This window comes from Arthrobacter sp. NPDC080031, from assembly GCF_040702485.1.
In the GTDB taxonomy this organism is placed as follows: Bacteria; Actinomycetota; Actinomycetes; order Actinomycetales; family Micrococcaceae; genus Arthrobacter.
On sequence record NZ_JBFBLA010000025.1, the window covers coordinates 1 to 17,658 of the forward strand.

Below are 17,658 nucleotides of genomic sequence, written 5' to 3' on the forward strand. Positions count from 1 at the left end.
AGTCCACAAACTCGTTGCGGGCACTCTGAGGAAATGACCTGACCATAGAACGCTCCATCAATCAGAGCGTTGCTACGACCATATGACTTTGCCCCGTCAAAACGACAACAACTGCGAGCTACTTGGGTGTAGCCGGGGAGGTGAGGCTACTTCGGTTCGGTGATCGCGAGCTCTGCGGGCCGGGAGCCTTTCGGGACGAACAAGGTGTCGGCCTGCTCAAGGGACATGCCGTTGGTTTCCGGCACCTTGAACATGACAAAGAAGAACGACGCCGCGGCGAACAGCGCGTACATGCCGTAAGTCAGCGGCAGCGAACCGGCCGCCATGATAGGGAAGCTCAAGGTGATGGCGAAGTTGGCGATCCACTGGGCCGCGGCGGCCAGGCCGAGTGCACGGGCACGGATGCGTGAGGGGAAGATCTCGCCCAGGAGAACCCACACCAACGGTCCCCACGAAGCGCCGAAGCTCACCACGAACACGTTTGCGGCTACCAGGGCCACCGGACCCCAGGCGCCGGCTAAGGACACCGAAGATCCCGTCCCGCTGGCGGAAGAAAAAGCCAGTGCCATGGCACCCAGGGACACGGCCATGCCGATCGAGCCCGTCAGCAGGATGGGCCGGCGGCCGACGCGGTCCACGAGGGCGATTGCCACGAGGGTGACCAGGATGTTGGTGACGGACGTTGCCACGGAGATCGCCAGGGAGTCTTGCTCGTGGAAGCCGACTGCCTTCCAAAGGGTGGTGGAGTAGTAGAAGATCACGTTGATGCCGACGAATTGCTGCAGCACCGACAAGATGATGCCGATCCACACCACGGGCTGCAGGCCAAAAGCCTTGCCGCGGAGCGAGCCCTTCTTGGTGGAGAGCTCGTCATGCTTGATGGAGTCACGGATTTCGCGGATGTGGCGTTCGGTGTCGTCGCCGGGCATCAGGGTGTCGAAGATCTTTCGTGCGGTGTCTTCCTTGCCGTTGAGGACCAGGAAGTGCGGGGACTCAGGCAGCCGGAAGGCGATCAGGCCATAGATCGCGGCAGGCAGCGCGCAGGCAGTGAACATCCAGCGCCAGGCCTCAATTCCGAGCCACAAGGCGTGGTGGGCGCTTCCCGCGGACGTCGCCAGGACGGCGTCGGACAGGAGGGCCGCGAAAATACCGGTGGTGATCGCCAACTGCTGCAGCGACGCGAGCCGGCCGCGGACCTGGCGCGGTGAGATTTCCGAGATGTAGGCCGGCGCGATCACCGACCCGAGGCCGATTCCCAGGCCGCCCACCAGGCGCCAGAAAACCAGGTCCCAGATGCTGAAGGCCAAGCCAGTCCCGATGGAGCTGACCAGGAAGAGGGCGGCACCAAGCTTCATGGCCGGGATACGGCCGTAGCGGTCCGCCACCTTGCCCGCAAGATACGCCCCTGCGGCACAGCCGAGCAGCGCGACCGCCACAGCGAAGCCCGTGACGGCTGCGCTCAGCATGAATTCGTCCTTCATCGCATCCACGGCGCCGTTGACCACGGAGGAATCGAAGCCGAAGAGGAAACCGCCCACAGCTCCGGCAACGGCCAGGCCAATTACCTTGCGTGGGACGCCGGAACGGCTGTCGGAGCTGGAATTGGGCATGGCTCTCCCTTGAGGAAAATTAGTGGATTGTGCGGCGCGGTCGTCATCGGCAGCTGAGTCCGACGGGGACGCCGGTGCACTCGCGCTACACAGTGTGGCACGCTGCCAGCGTGACTTCCAGTCAACCGGGCCGGCCACACCGGACGTGTCACGCCACGCAAACTTTTGCGCCGCCGTCGGGCACTCCCCAGCGCGAACACTGGAAACCACAACGGCAGGCAGTCCAAAAGACTGCCTGCCGTGACGCGGTCGAAGAGGAGGAACTTAGTGCGCGGAAACGGATTCCTTCGCTGCCGCCTTCGGATCCGTCAGTTTCTTGTTCGGCAAGGCGAAGCTGATGAGGAACGCGAGGCCGGTCAACGCCGCCGCGGTCAGCATCACGGTGTCGATCGACTGCGCGAAGCCTTCAACGATGGGCCGGGTGAGCACCGGGTTGGCGTGGTGCAGCCAGCTGGTGTCGTTGAGCGAATCGTTCGTGGCGCCGTTCTTGAAGAAGTCGTACAGCTTGGCGTTTGCGGGATCCGCCGCAACCGCAGGATCCTTGAGCACCTTGAGGTAGTCCGCGCTGCCCATGGCGTCCTTCATGCCCGAGGCGATCTTGTCGGCGGCCAGGCTGAAGAGCATCGAGATGAACACCGCGGTTCCCACGGCGCCGCCCATGGAACGGAAGAACGCCGCGGTGGACGTGCCTACGCCCATGTCCTTCGGCGGTACGGAGACCTGCATGGCGAGGGTGAGCGGCTGCATGCAGAAGCCCAGGCCCATGCCGAAGAATACGGCGATCAGGCCGGGAACCCAGAGGCCGGTGTCGACGCCGAGGGACAGGCCCATGACGATGGCCGCGGCGGTCAGGATGCCCGTACCGAGGATCGGGAAGATCCGGAAGACGCCCGACGCCGAGATGGTCCGTCCCGCTGTAATGGAACCGAAGAGGATGCCCACCGTGAAGGTGATCATCATGAGGCCCGCCTCAGTAGGGGTGAGGCCCTTGACCAGCTGCAGGTACATCGGGAGCATCGCGATGGCACCGAACATGCCGATACCGATGATGAAGTTCAGCAGGGAAGACAAACCGAACGTGATGTTCCCGAAGAGGCGCAGGGGGATCAGTGCGTAGTCGCCGGCACGCCGCTCAACCAGCAGGAACGTGATGATGCCGATGACGCCAAGTCCGTAGCAGATCCACGAGTTGCCGGAGGTCCAGCCCCAGCTGCGGCCTTGTTCGGCCACGAGCAGCAGCGGAACGATCGCCAGCGTAATGGCTCCTGCGCCCCAGTAGTCGATCTTCTGCTTGACGTGCTTCGCGGGCAGGTGGAGGAAGAAGAACACTACGGCGAGTGCGGCCAGGCCTATGGGCAGGTTGATGAAGAAGACCCAGCGCCAGCCGTCGAATCCGAGGATGTTTGCCGAGCCGGCGAACGCGCCGCCGACAACCGGGCCGAGGACCGAGGACACGCCAAAGACGGACATGAAGTAGCCCTGGTACTTGGCGCGATCCTTCAGGGCAACGATATCGCCGATGATGGTCAGCGCGAGGGCCAGCAGACCGCCGGCGCCCATACCCTGGATGCCTCGGGCGATGGCGAGTTCGGTCATGGAGTGCACCGAACCGGCGTACAGGGAGCCGGCGAGGAAGATCAGGATCGCGGCGAGGTACAGCGGGCGGCGGCCGAAGATGTCGCTGAGCTTGCCGTACAGCGGGGTGGTCACCGTGGATGTGATGAGGTAGGCCGTAGTGGCCCACGCCTGCAGGGACAAGCCGTCCAGGTCGTTGGCGATGGTGTAAATGGACGTGGACACGATGGTCTGGTCCAGGGAGGACAGGAACATGCCGAGCATGAGGCCCACCATGACGGTGAGCGTCTGGCGGTGTGTCAGGACCTCTCCGGCGGCCCGCGCGGGCGTGGCTTTGGACATTGCTTCTCCAAGGGTGGAAGAAAAGGGGACCAAGCAGGATAGTTGCTTTCAGTAACTATCCTAATCGCTCCGGTATTCCCTGTCTTACCGAATCGGAGAGAAAAATGTCACCGCTCCACGAGAATCCCGTCAGGATCACAGTAGATAAGGTTGCCGGGCTCGATGTGCACTCCGTCAATCACCAACGGGATGTCCACTTCGCCACGGCCCACTTTGGAGCTCTTCCTGGGGTTGCTTCCCAAGGCCTTGACGCCCAACGGCAGCTTCGCGATCGCCACGCGATCGCGGATGGCCCCATTGATCACGACGCCGGCCCAGCCGTTCGCCACGGCGCTCTCGGCAATCATGTCTCCCATGAGGGCTGCGCGCAGGGAGCCGTAGCCGTCCACCACCAGCACGGCGCCTTCGCCGGCGGTTGCCAGGACGGTTTTTACGAGTGCATTGTCCTCAAAGCACTTGATCGTGCGAACGGGGCCGTTGAAGTGGGACACGCCGCCGAGGTCCTGGAACTGCAGTGATATCGACTCAACATCTTCGGCACGCTCGTCGTAGAGATCGGCGGTGTTGATGGGGTTCGCTGGGCTGTTCATCGTTGATCCTCCTCGGTCCGTTGGAGTTACCCTAACGCGCGCGGGCGCTAGGCTGAATTCACACGTCCAGACGCAGGGGAGCACCATCATGAGCCTGTCCGATCTGCCTGGTTCACTGCCTGAAAGACCGGTGACGGATCCTATGGGGATGCAGGCAGGCCCGACGACGGCGCTCGCCGAGCCCGTGCAACGCGTCCGCCCGCTGTGGGTCACCGGAGTGGTGCTCGTCAATGTGGGCATCAACGCCGCCTTCTTCGGCCCGATCCAGGTTTTGCTCGGGCAGCAGGCCATCCACTTTGACGAAGTCCAAAAGGAAGCCATTCTTGCCCTGGTCACGGGATGCGGTGCTGCGGTATCCCTTGTGGCGAACCCCCTTTTCGGTGCGTTCAGCGACCGCACCACGTCCCGCTTCGGACGGCGGGTCCCATGGGTGCTCCTCGGTGCCATCCTGGGCGCCGTAGCATTGGTGGCCCTCGCGGGAGCTCCGAATGTGGCGGTCATGACGATTCTGTGGTGCCTTGTCCAGGCCGGTTGCAATGGAGCCTATGCCGCCATCACAGCGGCTATTCCGGATCGGGTTCCAGTGCCGCAGCGCGGCGCGGTCGGCGGCCTTGCAGCTATGGGCCAAACCGTGGGGATCCTTGCAGGCGCGGTGATCGCGTCGGCCGTTTCGGGGAACTTTGCCCTCGGCTACGTCGTGTGCGCTGCCGGGCTGCTGGCCGGCGTCGTGCTCTATCTTTTCAAGAACGACGACGTCCCGCTCGTCCCTGAGGCGAGGCCAGCGTTCAAACTCTGGACATTCGTCAAGGGCTTTTGGATCTCGCCCGTCAAATATCCGGACTTCGCGTGGGCCTGGCTGACGAGGTTCCTGGTCAATGTCGGCAACCACATGGTCACGTTGTACTTGCTGTTCTTCCTCAAGGATGCCGTGCACCTCGAGGAGACCCAAGGCCTCAAGCCGGAGTTCGGGGTCCTCGTCCTGACGGGCCTCTATGCCGTCATGGTGATCATCACCAGCGTGGTGGGCGGTGCCATCAGTGACCGCATGGGCAAACGCAAACCGCTGGTCATTGTCTCGTCCGTCGTCATTTCGATAGCTGCCTTGATCCTCGGGTTCGAGCCCACGTGGACGGGGGCCATTGCCGGCGCCGCGGTGCTCGGTATCGGCTTTGGTGCGTATCTGGCGGTCGACTTCGCCCTCATTACCCAGGTGCTGCCCACGGCGCTGGACCGGGGCAGGGACCTTGGGGTTATCAACGTGGCCAACTCTTTGCCGCAAGTGATCGCGCCGCTTATTGCTTACCCCTTTGTGGCGTTCTGGGGTGGCTACGTCTCGCTGTATGTGGCCGCGGCTGCCATCGGTCTGCTCGGGGCGTTGTTCGTGGTGAAGATCAAGGGCGTCGCGTAGCCCGGCGAATCCGTTCTCAGGGAACTGACAACTTGCTGCCGTATCATTGTCAGGACGCGCCCGGCCTTTGCGGGGCCGCGCAATCTCCCAGAACGAAGCCCACACCAACAGAACGCCGGAAATGTCCGAACCGAACTCCTTGGAACCGTATTCGCTGGATTTGGCAGCGGGGCTGCCCCAAATGGCAGCAGCTCCCACCACGCCGAGACAGCTATTGCGCTACGCCCGGATATTGAAGACTGCCGCGGGATTCGCCCAGCGGCAGTTCGATACCGTGAGCCTTTCGGACGTATCCACCAGGGCCCACGTTCCGCTCGGGACCCTCTACCGCTACTTTCCCTCCACGGTCCATCTGATGCTCGCCGTGTACCGGCAGCAACTCCGGGAACTCAACGACTCCAAGCCGGCATCGTCGAGGTGCAGCCAGCAGGAACTGGCCGGACTCGGAATGGAGATTTTCCACATGCGGGTCATGCAACCCGCCGTCGAACACTGTCTTTCCCGCACGTGGGACACCCGCGATGGCGACATCCCCGTGCTCTTGCGGGATATCGAATCGCTCTCCGCCCAGATGGTCGCGGCTGCGATCGGTGACGCCGGGAGGGCCCGGATTCTGCTCCACGTCGTCAGTGGTCTGGTCCAGTCCGTCAACTGCCGCCGGATCTCACTATTCGACGCGGAGAAGGACCTCAAGAACGCCTGCAAGTTGATTACGGACGCGTAGTTTTTCCGGGAATCAACGTAATTGGTCTAGACCACTACGACCAAAAGTATGAGTTTATGGCTCGATGTCTCTAGTCTTCCTATCAAGCTCTTGTCTACGAAGACAGGAGCCGAGCGGCTAGCAGCCCATATCCGCAGGAGTTTCACAGCGCGGACCAGCCACCCATGGTCCGGCACCGAAGCCTCTACACCTGCCCGAATTGTGCCGTGGGTTCACGGCTAGCCTGAGGAGACAAAGACGTGTCCGTCGAGACCATCACCCCTGAACAGAATCTGACTGCCCTGGCGCTGAGCGAAGAGGAAATCTTCACCGCCCACGAAGGCGGCAAGCTCTCCGTTTCCAGCACCGTACCGCTTTTGAACAAGCGGGACCTTTCCATTGCCTACACCCCCGGCGTCGCCGAAGTGAGCCGCGCCATCCATGCCAACCCTGAGCTTGCACGCACGCACACGTGGGCCGAGCGGCTCGTGGTGGTCGTCAGCGATGGGACCGCGGTCCTGGGCCTTGGCAACATCGGACCCAGCGCCTCCCTCCCCGTCATGGAAGGAAAATCCGCCCTCTTCAAGGCCTTCGGTGATCTCGACTCGATCCCCTTGGTCCTGAATACCACCAACGTGGACGAAATCATCGAGACCCTGGTCCGCCTGCGTCCGAGCTTCGGTGCCGTCAACCTCGAAGACATCTCCGCGCCCCGCTGCTTCGAACTCGAAGAGCGTCTCATCGAAGCCCTCGACTGCCCCGTCATGCACGATGACCAGCACGGCACCGCCGTCGTGGTTCTCGCGGCGTTGACGAACGCCGCCAAGGTGACCGGCCGTGAACTCGAGGGACTGAAAGTTGTGGTCTCCGGTGCTGGTGCCGCAGGCATCGCGGTCTCCGAGATCCTGCTGACCGCGGGCGTCAAGGACGTCGTCCTTCTGGATTCCAAGGGCATTATCAACGCCGAGCGTGCCGACCTGGTGGCTGATTCAGGAAGCGTCAAGGCGCGCTTCGCCCAGCGCACCAACCCCCGTGCCCTTTCCGGCGGACCGGCAGAAGCGCTGCAGGGCGCCGACGTGTTCATCGGCGTTTCCTCGTCCAAGCTGGCCGAGGAGCACTTGAAGCTCATGAACCAGGAATCGATCGTGTTCGCCCTGTCCAACCCGGACCCGGAAGTTCTGCCCGAGGTCGCCGTCAAGTACGCCGCTGTCGTGGCCACGGGCCGCAGCGACTTCCCGAACCAGATCAACAACGTGCTGGCCTTCCCCGGGATCTTCCGCGGAGCCTTGGACGCCGGCGCACGCCGCATCACCCCGGCCATGAAGATCGCCGCGGCCCGAGCCATCGCAGCGCTGGCCGAGGAAGAACTCTCTGCGGACTACATCGTGCCCAGCCCGTTGGATCCCCGCGTTGCGCCTGCGGTCACCGCGGCGGTTGCCGCGGCCGCTGAATAAGCCCGCAAGCGTTCAACCCGAATAGCCGACGACGGCGACGCTCCCGTGCTGGGGAGCGTCGCCGTCGTTCTTTGTTCCGCCGTCGTTCTCAGGGACCCACGTCAGCGTAGGTAAGCGAGGGTTTGGGTTTTGGGCCGGATATGTGAGCCGGGGTTTGGGTTTTGGGCGTGATATGTGAGCCGGCGTTTGGCATGACAAACGCTCGCTCACCTTTAACCCCCTTTTGACAAACGCTCGCTCACCTCTTGCATTGGCTCCAAGGATGAATCCACTGGCTTCCGGGTGGAGATCGGACGCTGGAGGGCGGAATCGGCGTCGCCGCGTCCTTGGCCGTGGATAGGGTGGCTGACATGGAACAGACAATGAAAGTTGCACGGCATTGGGGCGCCCCCGCGGCGGCCGTCATTTTCTTCGCGCTCTGGTGCGTGGGCGAGGCTGGAAGGATGGGGCCGGGGCTGAACTATTGGCCCGGCACCTGGATGCTCGTTCTGATGACTTTGGCTATAGCTACAGCGGTGTGGAAACCCTATGTGTCGCTCGGGCTGACCGCCATACTCTTGCTCGGTCAATTGATCCATTTCATCCGTGCGCCTTGGCCCAATCATTGGGCAATTTACATCGGTTCGTACATCGCGCTGGCGTTCATTCTGTGGACCGGATCCCGCGGGCAGCGGTCGATCGCAGGAGTAGCCAACCTCGTGTTCACAGCCGTCATAACCTTTTTGATGTTGTCGTGGCGCTACGGGCAGGGCGTTGGCTGGTTCAGGCCACTATATTCGGGAGACCGGGGCGCCCTGAGTTACTACGGCTGGCAGCTCTTCTCCACCTTGATCCTGATCGCGGCCGGCTGTGCGGCTGTCGGCATTGCCTTGGCTCTTTATGAGGACCGAGGAAAGCTATTCCAGTCCAAGGTCCTCGCCCAGGCAAGCCTCAAGGAGACCGAAGTCGAGCTGGTCGTGGAGCAGGAGCGCACGCGGATCGCCCGCGACCTCCACGATGTCCTGGCACACTCGCTTGCAGTGATCGCGGCGCAAGCCGACGGCACCCGTTATCTCAGCCAGGACCAACCCAAGGCAGTGCTCGACGCCCTGGAAAACATCGCGGTATCGGCCCGTCACGCGTTGGTGGACGCCCAGCGCGTCATTGAGGGAGTGCGCGACGACGGTCTGGTGGCCCCGCAGCCCCGGCTCACCGATGTCGGGCGCCTTGTCGAGCGGATGCGCCAGGGGAGCCTCAAGGTCCAGCAGAGCGAAACCGGAACCCCTGTCGAGCTTGGCGCGGGTCAACAACTCGCAGTATTCCGGATTGTGCAGGAGTGCCTCACAAACGCTCTCAAGCACGGCGGACGCGGCACCGCCGTGCGCCTTCATTTTGACTGGAGCGGCCCAGGGCTGACCATGCACGTTGCTTCGGAATTGCCGGCGTCCGTTTCGATTGGGGGGACGGACGACGGCGGTACCACCGGGCGCGTGGGCCGCGGCATCCCCGGAATGCGCGAGCGTGCGCATCTTGCCGGCGGATGGCTCAGTTCCGGGCCCGACGGCGAGCAGTTCCGTGTGACGGTTTTCATTCCTTATGGTTCACGCCCGGCTGCGCTCCTTCCGGAAAACGGAGCGGACGAGGATGTTTCGTCCGGCACGGAACCGGAGCAGGAGCCGGCGCTCGCCCTCGAGGCCGCCTCGCCGTCGTCGGGCACTGAGCAGGAAAGCGTCGGACGTGGCTGAAACACCCATCACGGTTGCCCTGGTGGACGACCAACCCTTGTTCCGCTCCGGCATACGCATGCTGGTGCAGAGCCAAGCCGACATGGACATGGCCTGGGAGGCCGACGACGGCGAACAAGCCTTGGCGCTCGCGGCCAAGCACCGGCCGGACGTCATGCTGATGGATCTTCGAATGCCCGTGTTGGACGGAGTCGAGGCCACACGTCGCATCACGGAGGAGGCCGACGCTGCCGGCGCGGACAGGCCAAAGATCATCGCCCTGACCACCTTCAACAGGGACCAGGCCGTGGTTGAAGCCGTGCAGGCGGGCGCGAGCGGCTACCTCCTCAAGAGCGCCGAGCCGGAATTCCTGTTGGCTGCCATCCGGACCGTATATTCGGGTTACTCGGTGATCGCACCCGGTTCGGTTCACGAACTCTTCCAGCACGCGGCGAGGACGGTGCCGGTCGCCGGGCCGGACCTCGCCGTGATGGACGAGCTGTCTCCACGCGAGCGGGATGTGTTCCTCCTGGCGGCCAAAGGCTTGGGGAACGCCGAGATGGCGCAAAGCCTGTTTGTCTCCGAAGCCACAGTGAAAACCCACTTGCGCAGTGTGCTCAGCAAGCTCGGGCTGCGCACAAGGCTTCAGCTGGTGGCGTTCGCCTACGAACGCAGGCTCCTCGGGTAGGCAACCCGGAACGGCTGGGCGGCCAGGACGCAAAGGCGGCGGCCGCCCGTAACGGGACGGTCGCCGTCGTGCAACTGCAGAGTGCTGCAGAGTCAGGGTGCACTACATGGCGCGGCCCTTCGACTCCTCCCTTACGTCGCGTCCGAGCCACAGGCCAAGGGCAACCATCACAACACCGAGAACCAGGTGCAGCCAGTCGTCCGCGGCGTTCATGGGCACGAAGTCAGCGCTCATGTTCGACATAGTGATGAGACCGTAGATCCACAGGACGAGGTAGATTGCGCCGCCACCGATGAGGTAGCCGCGCGCCATCCTTCCAGTCCTCGCGAAGTACAGGCCTGCCGCGCCGAATAGCAGGTGAACAATGTTATGCAGGATGGATACTTGGAAAACTCCAAGAAGCATGGCGCCCGAGTCATGTCCAGCGAAGGTCATGGCGCCATAATTGCTGGTGATGCCCGGGATAAATCCCAGGACGCCAACAGCCAGGAAAACCCAGCCCAAACCGAGTGCTGTGTTGTGGAGCGTCAGCCCCATTGCGTGGTGCTGCGCGGGGTGTGAAGCAGTAGTCATAGCTCCTCCCGATCACGATATTAATCCGGCCCTTCAAATGGAGGGCCGCATCGCGGCAAGGAGTCGGAACCCTGCCGACGTGGATATCTTACTCCCGAAAACCCCGGAAATAGAGGGGAACGGTCGGGACAAGCGCGGCTAGCATGGTTCTGTGATGCCCATTTCTGCGACGCTTTATCCTGCGATGGCAGGGCAACCATGAGTGAGCCATCGGCTCCCGGGGTCCGCGGAGCGATTTTCGCGGACACCAGGGACATCACGCCGTTCCGGAACGGACATGTCCGCACCTCGGTGGGTGGACTGGCTGAGGGCTTGAGCGGTGCGATTTGGGGCGTCTTGAGAGGAAAAACGGCTGGCCGGATCGACGTCGCCGGGGATGCTCCCAGACTCAAGCGGCTGGCCGGCAAGACCGCCAAATCGGTGTACGACGCCGTCTTCACCAGCACGGAACCGGACCGCCTCATCAGCTTGGCACGCACCTACCCCGGCTGGGCGGGCCTGTGCTACGTGATCGCCGGGCTGCTTGTTTACAAACACGGCGGATATCTCCGGGCATCGGAACTGTTGCAACGGGGCCTGTCCATACGGATCGACGACGCCGCTAGCCAGTTCTCCTCAAGCTACCTCCGCAGGGTGGTCACGCGGGTCGAGGTCGCGGAGCGGATTGACGTTTCCGTCCTCTTCAGCGAGGAAGCCGTATACCTTGCCCTTTCGCATTGCTTCCGGGAGACGGGCCAGATGCCGGAAGCCCTGGACATCCTGGCTAGCTTGCCGCCGTCGTTGCCCTCCGCCTTGGCCCGCTGCACCGCGGCGGCGGCGCTAGAGCGGCACGCCGACGTCGTCGCCTGGACTGAGGGGCTGCGCAACACCGATGACCTCTCGGCGGCGCTGCTGCTGATACGAGCCCAGTCGCTCAGGGTGCTGGGGGAGCGGGAGGCGGCACAGGCCGCTCTCATGGAAGTACTCCGGAGGAAGAAGACCAGCCTTGCCTTGCGCAACGACGCGCTCACGGACCGGGCGCTGTCGATGCTTGAGGCCAGGCGGCGGCCCAACCCGCTGCCTCTTGTCGCTAAGCGGGCTCCGCGCCGCAAACCGGAAGAGACCGAGCTTGAGGCCGTCGATGGGATCCGCAGGGACGTCGAGGTCCGCCGGATGTGGAACAAGGACTTCGGCGAGCCGGGCGACTAGGGCCGCGTTACCGCAGCAGCGGAAGCAACTGTTCGCCCAACAGAACAGCCCCGAGCCCCACCATGATGATCCCGCTCGCCAGGGTCACTACGCGTGCGGCGGAAGGTCGGGACTGCAGCAGCTTTCGCGAGGTCAGGGCCACCGCCGTGTAAATGATGCCCGCGAACAGGACGAACGTAAGACCCAGCACGCCTGTTTGCACGGGCACCGGCAAAGACGCCTCGGGGCTCACGAATTGCGGCACAAGCGCCAGGAAGAACAGCAGGCCCTTGGGGTTGATGCCGCTTGTGCCCAGGCCTTGCAGGAAGGTGCGCAACTGGTTTCGGGACTGCCCGACGGCGTCATCCGCACTGAAGCTTGCGCCTCGCCACGAGCGTATGGTGCTCCCTCCGAGCCACAGCAAGTAGACTGCGCCGGCGATCGTCAGCCAGCCAAGAAGCCCCGGAACTCCCGTTAAGAGGGCCGCGAGCCCGGCCACCAGGAGGGCCGTGTGGAGCACATAGCCGCTGCACAGGCCGGCCACGGCGGGGAGGAAGCTGCGCTGCCGCAGGCCAGCGGCAATCGAATACGCCCAATCGACGCCCGGGGTGCACGCCAAGGTGACGGCGACAATGACGAAGGCGATGAAAAGCTGGGGATTCATGGTGGCTCCTGGCTGGTGGTTGCACTATGAACTTTATGGAAAATCGGCCCATAAGTGTTCGCATTTTTAGCCAGGCTTGCCGCGCTTTGGGTAAGATATTTGCGTGATCGATGGAATAGATAGAACTATTTTGCGCCACCTCAAGGAGGATGGCCGAATGACTGCCACCGCTCTCGCAGCCAAGGTGGGATTGACGGTGGCTCCTTGCCATCGCAGGCTGCGGGACCTTGAGGCTTCCGGTGTCATTCGGGGGTACAGGGCGGACATCGATCCGGGTGCGATTGGCTTGGGATTCGAGGCGATAGTCTTTGTGACCCTGCGGCAGGCTGACCGCGCCACGATGTCGGAGTTCGAAGACCGGGTAGCGGCCATTCCGAACATCGTCGAGGCCCAGCGGCTCTTCGGCTCGCCGGATTACCTCCTCCGCGTGATCGCCGCCGATCTCCCGGCCTACCAACGCTTCTACGACGACCAACTCTCGGCACTTCCCGCCGTCGAGCGCCTCAATTCGACGTTGGTGATGAAGAACCTGAAGTCGAACGCGGGACCGCCGGTCTGAGTTCGGTTAAATGTCGTAGCCTCCTGGCAGAGTGTTTCCATGGAAGCGATCGGATACTTCGACAAGCGGCAGGGCCTTGCGTCCCGCGGGCTTTCCGGAGTGTCCCGGCATGCCCGTGTTCCGCATCTTGCCGGGGTTCCGGGCGGGGTCCCGGGCGGGGTCCCGGGCGGGCCGGCGTTGCTGGATCCACCCGACCTTGGCGGCCGGGGCGAGCGGCAGGCCGTGTTGGAGGGGGCCGTGGCGGCGCTGAGGTCGCTGACGGACAAGGCAGCCGACGACGTCGGAGGCCTGGGTCTCGAAGAGGCTGTCGCGTTCGCGTCCGGGGTGGAGGAACTTTCCCGGGCCCTGGATTATCTGCAGCTGCTCGCCGCAGCCGGGCTGGACACGGCCCGGAACGATGAACCCGCAAGCGGGCCGGGCTGGACCACAGGCTGGACCGCCGACGCGGGGAGTGAGTCCGGGACGGACACAGCCTCCGGCGCGGTGGAGGAGAGCGCCTCCGGCGCGGTGCAGGGGAGTGTCAGCGGGGAGTTCCGGTCCACGGCCGAGCATCTGCGGTCGTTGCTGCGGATCAGTGCCGCCGAGGCCAGGCGCCGGCTCGCGCTGGCCCGGGAGCTGCTGCCGGGCCGGGGCCTCACCGGGCACACGGTCCCTGCCCGGCACGGGGAAACCGCCGCGGCGCTGGCGTCCGGGACGATCGGCACGGGCGCGGCCGGGATCATCACGATGGCCGTGGCGAAGGTGCGTCCGCTGTGCGCCCCGGAGAAGGCCGCGGAAATGGAACACGCCCTGGCCCGGACCGCGGCGGAAAACGACCAGGACTTCCTGGCCAGGGTTGCCCGGCGCTGGGTCGAGGCGATCGACCAGGACGGCCCGGAACCGTCCGAAGAATCCCTGCGCCACCATCAAGGGGCGTTCCTGCGCCGTCCCAAGCACGGGCTCGCGCACGTGGAGATCTTCGCCACCGCCGAACAATACGAACACCTGCTCACCGTCATGAACACCGCCGCCAACCCCCGCACCCGCACACCCCAAGACACCGAACCCCAAAACACAACACCCCGCGACACAGCACCCCGCGGAACGGTTCCTGCCTGCGCGGAACCATCCGGCGGTTGCTTCGCCGATTCCTCCGGTGATCCGTCCGGCGTGGCGGCGGAGAAGGCCGGGGCGCTGGACCGGCGGTCGAGGGCGCAGAAGCTCCTGGACGGGTTGATCGGCGCCTGCCGGCTCGCCCTGGCCACCGGGTCCCTGCCTGCCACCGGCGGCCAGCGCCCGCAGATCCTGGCCACCATCGACCACCGAGACCTCTTCCCCCAAGGCAGCCCGGATCCGGATCCACAGTCCGGTCAGGCCTCGAAGTCCAGCAAAGTCTCGCGGCCCGGGTCCTTCAGCGGCACCGGGTCCTTCACGTTCACCGGCCCCGTCCCGGCGGGGACGTTGCGGAAGATCGCCTGCGACGCGGACATCATCCCCGTGGTCCTGGGCGGCGAGGGCCAGGTCCTGGACATCGGACGGGCCTCACGGGTCTTCCCGCCGCATATCCGCAAGGCCATCACGGCCCGGGACAAGGGCTGCGCTTTCCCCGGATGCACCATGCCGGCCCCGTGGTGCGAGGCCCACCACATCGAGTACTGGTCCCGGGGCGGGCCCACCAGCACCGCGAACGGGACCTTGCTCTGCAGCCATCACCACCACCTGATCCACAAGGAAGACTGGCACATCCAGGTCCGCAACGGCATCCCCTGGTTCATCCCGCCACCCCACACCGACCCGCACCGGAAACCCCGAAGAAACCACTACTTCCAGGTATGAGTTCACGCCCCCAGCAGTCCTGTTGTGCGGTACGGAATCACCTCGCGCAGGAACATGCTGGTGGAGGTGCGCACGATTCCGGGGCACAGCCTGATCTCTTCGGACACCCGGTATAGATCGTCGGGGCTTGTGGCGACCACGCGGATGATGAGGTCCGTGTCCCCGGCTGGCGCATGGCATTCAAGCACCTCGGGGATGTCGCGGAGGGCAGCGATCGCCTCGTTCAACCGGCTTTGATCCAACTCCGCACTCACCGCCGCCGCAACGCCGCGGCCCAGCGCCGAGGGCAGCACCCGGCTGCTGTTCGGACGCAAAGCGCCCGACGCCGACATGCGCTCAAGGCGCGACTGGACGGTCCCGCGAGCCAAGCCCAAGCGCTGGGCGAGGACCATGATCGGCACCCGGGGGTCGTCGTCGAGCGCGGCAAGGATCCGCTTGTCCGTTGAATCCAATTCCTGCATCGCTTCCGCTTTCTGCCTGGTCGTCTAGGGTTCGACTGGTCAGAATGTCCAACCGAATCCCATTCTCCCGTACAATCCCTGCCGAGCGGCCATCAATGGAACCACATCGCCAGCGAGCCATGGTTGCGAATCATTTACATGCCCGTAACGGGAAACCCTTGACGGCATGAATTTAAAACGCGAAACTCTTCTCATATGTGATTGACGTCTCAAGACGATCGACGCCCAAAGCGCCGGCTCCTGGGAAGAAACCAAAGGCGAAGAAAATGGCAACAACACTCGAACTGACCGTCCGCACCGCATCATGGACCCGGCCGCCCCGCGAACTGGTCCGCGCTTTCGAACCGTTCCCCGTGGCAAACATCGGTGACGCCATGGAGCGGCTCGGAATCGTCGACGGCGGAATCAGCCCGGTCTGGGAAGGCGCCCGCTGTGTCGGCTCGGCCCTCCCCGTCCTCGGTGCCGCGGGAGACAACGCCGCAGTCATCGAAGCGCTGAACTACATCCAGCCCGGTGACGTGGTGGTGATCAACGGCTTCGGCCACGAACACCGTGCCTTGGTGGGTGAGCAGCTGTCCCAGCGCTTCGAAGCCGCCGGCGCCACCGGGGCCGTCATTGACGGCTACATCCGCGACCGCGCCACCATCACCGAAATCAAGTTCCCCGTCTTTGCTCGCGGAGTCACCCCTGCCGGTCCGTTCAAGAACGGCCCGGGAGTCATCGGCGAACCCGTAGCAATCGGCGGCATCGTCTGCTCGGCAGGCGACATCGTCGCCGCCGATGACGACGGAGTCGTCATCATCCCCCAGGCCCGTGCCACCGAAATCCTGGAACGAGTCATCGCCGTGGCCGCGCACGAGGCCGAGATGACCGCGGAAATAACCCGCGAATACAGCTGAACAGCGCTTTCTCCCACTCCAGCCCCCTCATAGACTGAAAGCACCCACCATGACAAAGCAATCGACGGACTCAGTGGAACTGAACACCGCTCAAATCAAAGTCGTAACCGCTGACGGCAGGATGGTGCGCAAAGCGACCTTTGCCGGCACCATGGGTTCCTTCGTGGAATGGTACGACTACGGCATCTACGGCCTGCTGACCACGTACCTGGCCATGAACATCATGGGTTCCAAGGACGTCGGCTCCCTACTCCTGACCAACGTCGGCTTCCTGGTGAGCTTCCTTGCCCGCCCCTTCGGCAGCGTCATCTGTGGTTTCCTGGGTGACCGGCTGGGCCGCAAGAACCTGCTCGCCGTCCTCCTGCTACTCATCTCCGGGGCCACCGCGTGCATCGGCCTCATCCCGTCGTACTCAGTCATCTTCTGGGCCGCTCCGGCCTTGCTGATCCTGTTCCGGATCCTTCAGGGATTCTCTGCCGGCGGCGAAGTGGCAGGGGCCATGGCGTTCGTGGGCGAATACGCCCACAACAAGCACCGGAACTACTCCATGAGCTTCATCGCGGTCGGTTCCTTCTGCGCCCTGCTTTTCGGTAGCGCCCTCTCCGCCGGCCTCATCACCACCCTCGGCGACTCGACCATGCAATCCTGGGCGTGGCGCATCCCGTTCCTCTTCGCCCTGCCCTTGGGCTACGTCGGCTTCTACATCCGCTCCAAGATGGAAGATACCCCGCACTTCGCGGCACTCCGTGAGCGCAACGAAGTGGAACGCAACCCCCTGCGCACCGTCTTCACGTCCAAGCGCCACCTCAAAGCCATCGCGCTGACCATCTTCCTCCCCGCACTGAACGGCCCCGGCTACTACCTCCTGTTCGCGTACATGCCCACCTACCTGAAGACCCAGCTGGGTGCGGCCAACAACTTCACCATGCTCCAGGCGCTCCTCGTCACTGCCGTCAGCCTGGTGGCCATCATCATCGCGATCCCGCTCATGGCCCGCCTGTCCGACCGGATCGGCCGCAAGCCCGTGTTGGCTCTCTCCGCCGTGCTCATGGCCGTTGTTTCGTACCCGATGTTTGCCATGATCACCACCGGCAACATGCCGCTTGCCTGCGTTGCCACGGTCGTCATGGCCATCGCCTTCTCCGGCCACGCCGCCGTCGTACACACTGTGTTGACCGAAATGTTTCCCACCACCGTCCGCTACAGCGCGTACAGCATCGGCTTCAGCATCAGCACCATCATCTTCGGCGGCAGCGCTCCGCTGGTCATGACGGAACTCATCAAGGCCACTGGCAACAGCATGGTCCCCGCCTACGCCTCGATCGGGACGGCCATCATCACGCTTGTCTCGGTCTACTTCCTGAAGGAAACCAAAGGCCAGCCCCTGCAGACGCACTAGTAGCGGACCACCAGAACCCCGACGGCGGCGGCCGCCAGCCACCGCAAC

16 protein-coding genes are annotated in these 17,658 nt (G+C 64.0%); 10 read left to right on the plus strand and 6 right to left on the minus strand.

The window, feature by feature from the left end:
* Positions 1–146: 146 nt before the first annotated feature.
* From AB0323_RS18685 to rraA, 3 genes are all read right to left on the minus strand, one after another.
* On the minus strand, positions 147–1,610 hold the full coding sequence (locus AB0323_RS18685; RefSeq protein ID WP_366178659.1) for a sugar porter family MFS transporter: 1,464 nt from the start codon (positions 1,608–1,610) through the stop codon (positions 147–149).
* Positions 1,611–1,874: 264 nt separating this feature from the next.
* Positions 1,875–3,527 (minus strand): MDR family MFS transporter, encoded by a 1,653-nt coding sequence (locus AB0323_RS18690; RefSeq protein ID WP_364536558.1) that lies wholly within the window; start codon positions 3,525–3,527, stop codon positions 1,875–1,877.
* A gap of 107 nt (positions 3,528–3,634) precedes the next feature.
* Positions 3,635–4,117, minus strand: coding sequence for a ribonuclease E activity regulator RraA (rraA, locus tag AB0323_RS18695; RefSeq protein ID WP_366178660.1), 483 nt, complete (start codon positions 4,115–4,117; stop codon positions 3,635–3,637).
* An 88-nt stretch (positions 4,118–4,205) separates the two neighbouring features.
* Here rraA and AB0323_RS18700 point away from each other — a divergent pair, with 88 nt between their 5' ends.
* The 5 genes from AB0323_RS18700 to AB0323_RS18720 all read left to right on the plus strand — a co-directional run bounded on the left by AB0323_RS18700 (position 4,206) and on the right by AB0323_RS18720 (position 10,073).
* Positions 4,206–5,525: an MFS transporter gene (locus AB0323_RS18700; protein WP_366178661.1), complete on the plus strand. Its 1,320-nt coding sequence runs from the start codon at positions 4,206–4,208 to the stop codon at positions 5,523–5,525.
* Between the two features lie 121 nt (positions 5,526–5,646).
* A complete protein-coding gene (locus tag AB0323_RS18705; RefSeq protein ID WP_366178662.1) occupies positions 5,647–6,249 on the plus strand; it encodes a TetR/AcrR family transcriptional regulator in 603 nt (200 codons plus the stop codon).
* 239 nt (positions 6,250–6,488) lie between these two features.
* Positions 6,489–7,682, plus strand: a complete 1,194-nt coding sequence (locus AB0323_RS18710) for an NADP-dependent malic enzyme (RefSeq protein ID WP_366178663.1) — start codon at positions 6,489–6,491, stop codon at positions 7,680–7,682.
* Positions 7,683–8,044: 362 nt separating this feature from the next.
* Positions 8,045–9,406 carry a histidine kinase gene (locus AB0323_RS18715; RefSeq protein WP_366178664.1) on the plus strand — a complete coding sequence of 454 codons (1,362 nt, stop codon included), beginning with the start codon at positions 8,045–8,047 and terminating at the stop codon, positions 9,404–9,406.
* The gene (locus tag AB0323_RS18720; RefSeq protein WP_366178665.1) at positions 9,399–10,073 is read left to right on the plus strand and encodes a response regulator transcription factor; all 675 of its coding nucleotides are present in this window, start codon (positions 9,399–9,401) and stop codon (positions 10,071–10,073) included. Before AB0323_RS18715 ends, AB0323_RS18720 begins: the two co-directional genes overlap by 8 nt.
* Before the next feature lie 102 nt (positions 10,074–10,175).
* Here the strand turns inward: AB0323_RS18720 and AB0323_RS18725 are convergent, their stop codons facing one another.
* On the minus strand, positions 10,176–10,646 hold the full coding sequence (locus tag AB0323_RS18725; protein ID WP_364536546.1) for a DUF4383 domain-containing protein: 471 nt from the start codon (positions 10,644–10,646) through the stop codon (positions 10,176–10,178).
* Positions 10,647–10,844: 198 nt separating this feature from the next.
* Here AB0323_RS18725 and AB0323_RS18730 point away from each other — a divergent pair, with 198 nt between their 5' ends.
* Complete coding sequence (locus tag AB0323_RS18730; RefSeq protein ID WP_366178666.1) at positions 10,845–11,834, plus strand: hypothetical protein; 990 nt, start codon at positions 10,845–10,847, stop codon at positions 11,832–11,834.
* A 7-nt stretch (positions 11,835–11,841) separates the two neighbouring features.
* Here the strand turns inward: AB0323_RS18730 and AB0323_RS18735 are convergent, their stop codons facing one another.
* Positions 11,842–12,477: a LysE family translocator gene (locus AB0323_RS18735; protein ID WP_366178667.1), complete on the minus strand. Its 636-nt coding sequence runs from the start codon at positions 12,475–12,477 to the stop codon at positions 11,842–11,844.
* Between the two features lie 103 nt (positions 12,478–12,580).
* On the opposite strand from AB0323_RS18735, the gene AB0323_RS18740 reads away from it, so the two are divergent.
* A complete protein-coding gene (locus tag AB0323_RS18740; protein ID WP_078107280.1) occupies positions 12,581–13,036 on the plus strand; it encodes an Lrp/AsnC family transcriptional regulator in 456 nt (151 codons plus the stop codon).
* Between the two features lie 39 nt (positions 13,037–13,075).
* Entirely contained in the window at positions 13,076–14,851 is a 1,776-nt protein-coding gene (locus AB0323_RS18745; RefSeq protein WP_366178668.1) for a DUF222 domain-containing protein, read from the plus strand.
* 2 nt (positions 14,852–14,853) lie between these two features.
* Here the strand turns inward: AB0323_RS18745 and AB0323_RS18750 are convergent, their stop codons facing one another.
* Positions 14,854–15,312: an Lrp/AsnC family transcriptional regulator gene (locus tag AB0323_RS18750; protein WP_078107285.1), complete on the minus strand. Its 459-nt coding sequence runs from the start codon at positions 15,310–15,312 to the stop codon at positions 14,854–14,856.
* 266 nt (positions 15,313–15,578) lie between these two features.
* Here AB0323_RS18750 and AB0323_RS18755 point away from each other — a divergent pair, with 266 nt between their 5' ends.
* Positions 15,579–16,211 (plus strand): RraA family protein, encoded by a 633-nt coding sequence (locus AB0323_RS18755; protein ID WP_366178669.1) that lies wholly within the window; start codon positions 15,579–15,581, stop codon positions 16,209–16,211.
* 49 nt (positions 16,212–16,260) lie between these two features.
* Positions 16,261–17,610, plus strand: a complete 1,350-nt coding sequence (locus AB0323_RS18760) for an MFS transporter (protein ID WP_364536528.1) — start codon at positions 16,261–16,263, stop codon at positions 17,608–17,610.
* Positions 17,611–17,658 lie beyond the last annotated feature (48 nt).

Coding starts and splice junctions, on each gene's coding strand:
- AB0323_RS18760 (WP_364536528.1), top strand. CDS start 16,261: ATGACAAAGCAATCGACGGACTCAGTGGAACTGAACACCGCTCAAATC.
- AB0323_RS18735 (WP_366178667.1), bottom strand. CDS start 12,477: ATGAATCCCCAGCTTTTCATCGCCTTCGTCATTGTCGCCGTCACCTTG.
- AB0323_RS18755 (WP_366178669.1), top strand. CDS start 15,579: ATGGCAACAACACTCGAACTGACCGTCCGCACCGCATCATGGACCCGG.
- AB0323_RS18730 (WP_366178666.1), top strand. CDS start 10,845: ATGAGTGAGCCATCGGCTCCCGGGGTCCGCGGAGCGATTTTCGCGGAC.
- AB0323_RS18690 (WP_364536558.1), bottom strand. CDS start 3,527: ATGTCCAAAGCCACGCCCGCGCGGGCCGCCGGAGAGGTCCTGACACAC.
- rraA (WP_366178660.1), bottom strand. CDS start 4,117: ATGAACAGCCCAGCGAACCCCATCAACACCGCCGATCTCTACGACGAG.
- AB0323_RS18715 (WP_366178664.1), top strand. CDS start 8,045: ATGAAAGTTGCACGGCATTGGGGCGCCCCCGCGGCGGCCGTCATTTTC.
- AB0323_RS18700 (WP_366178661.1), top strand. CDS start 4,206: ATGAGCCTGTCCGATCTGCCTGGTTCACTGCCTGAAAGACCGGTGACG.
- AB0323_RS18750 (WP_078107285.1), bottom strand. CDS start 15,312: ATGCAGGAATTGGATTCAACGGACAAGCGGATCCTTGCCGCGCTCGAC.
- AB0323_RS18705 (WP_366178662.1), top strand. CDS start 5,647: ATGTCCGAACCGAACTCCTTGGAACCGTATTCGCTGGATTTGGCAGCG.
- AB0323_RS18745 (WP_366178668.1), top strand. CDS start 13,076: ATGGAAGCGATCGGATACTTCGACAAGCGGCAGGGCCTTGCGTCCCGC.
- AB0323_RS18685 (WP_366178659.1), bottom strand. CDS start 1,610: ATGCCCAATTCCAGCTCCGACAGCCGTTCCGGCGTCCCACGCAAGGTA.
- AB0323_RS18725 (WP_364536546.1), bottom strand. CDS start 10,646: ATGACTACTGCTTCACACCCCGCGCAGCACCACGCAATGGGGCTGACG.